This window comes from Kocuria sp. ZOR0020 (genome assembly GCF_000800955.1).
In the GTDB taxonomy this organism is placed as follows: Bacteria; Actinomycetota; Actinomycetes; order Actinomycetales; family Micrococcaceae; genus Kocuria; species Kocuria subflava.
In genome coordinates, this window is the sequence record NZ_JROX01000241.1 from 1 (window position 1) to 3,855 (window position 3,855).

Below are 3,855 nucleotides of genomic sequence, written 5' to 3' on the forward strand. Positions count from 1 at the left end.
GAGACCTGCCACCCACCCAGCTCGGACAGTGGTTGCGGCAGCAGACGTCCCAGCGCCCCGCCCATGGCCGTTCCGGCAATGTAGAACGCGTTGGCCGCCGGATGCGCCGCGTTGTCCACCTGCTCCCGCAGATACGCCAGCGCAATGGCCGGTAGGCCTGCCAGGGCCAGACCGGAAAGCGCTCGCAGCACCAGGAAGATTTCCCAGTTCGAAGCCAGGGCACACCCCAGGGTGAACAGGCCGGAGAGCACCAGGGACCCGGACATCACCCAGATTCGACCCAGGGCATACGCCAGCGGCCCGGCCAGCAACAGCCCCACCATCATGGCCAGGGTGGTGGCAGACAGCGCGGCTCCCGTGGCACCTTCAGCAACGGCGAAAGACCGTGCGAACTGCGGCAGCAGCGGCTGCACAAAGTAGATCACCGCAAAATTCGCCAGCCCACCCAGACCCAGCGTGCCCAGGATGCGCCGGTACTGCGGCGAGCCTGCGGGGAATCCAGGGGAGGGCGTACGAATCGACACCCCTTCACCTAAACACAGACCCACGCACCCCACGGCCAGGGACCCACCCACAGCACAGGGCATAGAGTTGGGCGGTAGGCCCTTACCCACCACTGCATGCCCGGCCCCGGGCAGGATCAGGATTGACGACGACGATGACCGACTCCCCATCGAACGCATCCCACCCGGCAGCGGAGAACGGCACGGACCAGCGGGCCGCCCAGCTGGCCACAGCCCACCGGCAGGTTGCAATCGTGCGGGAGGAAAAGCGAAACCTGGACCGGCAACTGGCCACCGCCGGACAGCAGAACCAGAAGCTGCGCACCGCGTTGGAGGGTGCCCGCGAGCAGATCACCAAGCTCAAGAAGGCCCTGGAACATGATCTGGCCCTGCCGCTGTCCGTGGGGACGTTGATCCGCGTGATTCCCGCCGGGAACTCGGCAGGCACCAAGGACATCAGCACGGATGTGATGGTATCCGGGCGCAACGTGCGCTGTGCAGTTTCTCCGCTGGTGCCACAGGGTGCCCTGGAGCCAGGGCGTCAGATCCTGGTGGATGAGCACTCCGTCGTCGTTGCGGTGTTGGGCTACGAGGCCACGGGCGAACTGGCCAATGTGCGCGAGGTGGTGGACGGCACCCGTGTGGTGACCGTGGGGCGTTCCGATGAGGAGCGGGTGCTGCGCATGTCCGGGACCCTGCACAAGAACCCGCCGCAGCCGGGGCAGACCGTCAGCATCGACCACCGTACGGGTTTTGCGTTGGAGGTGGTCAAGCGCACCGGCATGGAGGAACTGGTGCTAGAGGAAGTGCCCAACGTGCGCTACCAGGACATCGGTGGCCTGGGTGCGGAGATCGAGGCCATCAAGGACGCCGTGGAGCTGCCGTTTGTCCACCCGGACCTGTACCGGCAGCACAAACTTACCCCGCCCAAGGGCATCCTGCTCTACGGTCCGCCAGGCAACGGCAAGACCATGATCGCCAAAGCCGTGGCACGGTCCCTTGCCGAGCGTGCGGCAGAAAAGTCCGGGCGGGAGCAAGCCAAGGGTTACTTCCTGAACATCAAGGGCCCCGAGCTGCTGGACAAATACGTCGGGGAGACCGAGCGGCAGATCCGCCAGATCTTCACCCGCGCCCGGGAACAAGCCGAGGCCGGCATCCCCGTGGTGGTGTTCTTTGACGAGATGGACTCCCTGTTCCGCACCCGCGGCTCCGGGGTCTCCTCAGATGTGGAAACCACCATTGTCCCGCAGCTGCTCACGGAGATCGACGGCGTGGAGAAGCTGGACAACGTGATCATTGTGGGCGCCACCAACCGGGAGGACATGATAGACCCGGCCGTGCTGCGCCCCGGGCGGTTGGACGTCAAGATCCGGATCGACCGCCCGGATGCTGCCGGAGCCCGGGAGATCTTTGCCCTCTACCTGACCCCGGATCTGCCGTTGCAGCAGGAAGAGATCATTGCCGCAGGCTCCCGGGAAGCTGCGGTGGAGGCACTGATCGACGCCGGAGTGGCAACCATGTACGCCCAGACGGATGCCACCCGGTTCCTGGAGATCACCTACAAGGCCGGCGAGCGCGAAACCCTGTGGTTCTCCGACTTCGCCTCCGGTGCGGTGATCCGCAACATTGTGGACCGGGCCAAGAAGCAGGCCATCAAGGATCTGCTGACCCGCCAGGTGCGTGGCATCAGCATGGAGCACGTGCGCCAGGCGGTGGCCCAGGAGTTCATGGAGCAACAGGACCTGCCGGACACCTCTGATCCTGATGACTGGGCACGGATCTCCGGGCGCCGCGGGGACACCATTGCCGATCTGCGGATCGTGATGCACCGCGGACCGCGTCCGGAGGAGAACACCGGGGGTCTTCGGGCATGAGTGTGCGCCGCGTGATGGGGGCGGAAACCGAGTTCGGAGTGTTGGCACCTGCCAAGCCGATGGCCAACGCCACGGTGCTCTCCACCCGGGTGGTCACCGCCTATGCGGCCCTGGTGCGCCGTGAGCTGGGTGCAGTGGGGGAGACGGTGGCCGATTTTGACTACAGCTCGGAAACTCCGTTGCAGGATTCCCGTGGCTTTGCCATGGAACGGGCCAAGGCTCACCCCACCCAGCTCACGGACACCGCCCCGGTGCTGACCAGTGAGGAAATCGCGGCAGAAGCCCTGGCGGAACAGGGCATGTGGGAGGACTACGCCGCCCGGATCGTGATGAACACGGTGCTGCCCAACGGCGCCCGGCTCTACGTGGACCACTCCCACCCGGAGTATTCCTCCCCGGAGGTGCTCACCCCGCGTGATGCCGTGCTCTATGACCTGGCCGGGGATGCCGCGGCAGCCACCGTGGTGGAGGTTCTGGCGGCATCGGCCGAGGCCACCGGGTTGGAGCCCATCCACCTCTACAAGAACAACACCGACGGCAAATCAGCTTCCTACGGTTCGCACGAGAACTACCAGATTCCCCGGGACACCAACCTGGACCGGTTGCACGAGGCCTTGCTGCCGTTCTTCGCCTCCCGTCAAGTGGTGTGTGGTGCAGGCCGCGTGGGTCTGGGCACGGACGGTGCCCGGCCGGGATTCCAGATCAGCCAACGTGCAGACTTCTTTGAACGTCAGGTGGGTTTGGAAACCACCGTGCGCCGGCCGATCGTCAACACCCGGGACGAGCCCCACGCGGATGACTCCAAGTACCGCAGACTTCACGTGATTGTGGGAGACGCCAACCTGGCCCACCATTCCCAACTGTTGAAGTTCGGCATCACCTCCCTGGTCCTGCGTCTGGTGGAGCACAAAGCCGCCCCGGTGATCCCGCTCTACGATCCCGTGGAGGCCATCCACACCATCAGTCATGACCCCACCTTGCAGGCCACAGTGCCCACACGGGATGGCCGCAGGCTGACCGGCGTGCAGGTCCAGCGGCTCTTCCTGGAAGCCGCCGAAGCCCTGGAAGGTCCGGACCCGGATGCCGACACCGCCGAGATCCTGCACCTGTGGCGCGAGGTTCTGGACACTCTGGAGACCAACCCCATGGCCCTGGCCGATCGCCTGGACTGGATGGCCAAGTACCAGTTGCTGCTGACCTACAAGGACCGGGGCAACCTGGAGTGGAACGCACCCCAGCTGGCAGCCATCGACCTCCAGTATCACGACGTCAACCCCGCCAAGGGTCTCTACCACCGCCTGGCTGCTGCCGGTCGCATCCAGACCCTGTTCACGAATGACCAGATCCGAGCCGCCATCTGGACCCCACCGGCACAGACCCGCGCGGATTTCCGCGGGCGGTTGGTGGCGGCCTTCCCGGACGACGTCGTGACCGTGGGGTGGGACGCCGCCTCCGTGAAGTTCGACGGCGTCCACCGC

General features: G+C 65.7%; 3 protein-coding genes. 2 read left to right on the top strand and 1 reads right to left on the bottom strand.

What is annotated here, in order from left to right; translation table 11 throughout:
- Positions 1-524 (bottom strand): MFS transporter (locus tag L979_RS12455; RefSeq protein ID WP_047692529.1); only part of this gene is annotated, 524 nt, incomplete at its 3' end.
- Between the two features lie 134 nt (positions 525-658).
- Here L979_RS12455 and arc point away from each other — a divergent pair.
- Both arc and dop read left to right on the top strand, forming a co-directional pair.
- Positions 659-2,377: a proteasome ATPase gene (gene arc, locus L979_RS12460; RefSeq protein WP_047692530.1), complete on the top strand. Its 1,719-nt coding sequence runs from the start codon at positions 659-661 to the stop codon at positions 2,375-2,377.
- Positions 2,374-3,855: depupylase/deamidase Dop (gene dop / locus L979_RS12465; protein ID WP_047692531.1), on the top strand; the 1,482-nt coding region annotated here is incomplete at its 3' end. The genes arc and dop, both read left to right, overlap by 4 nt.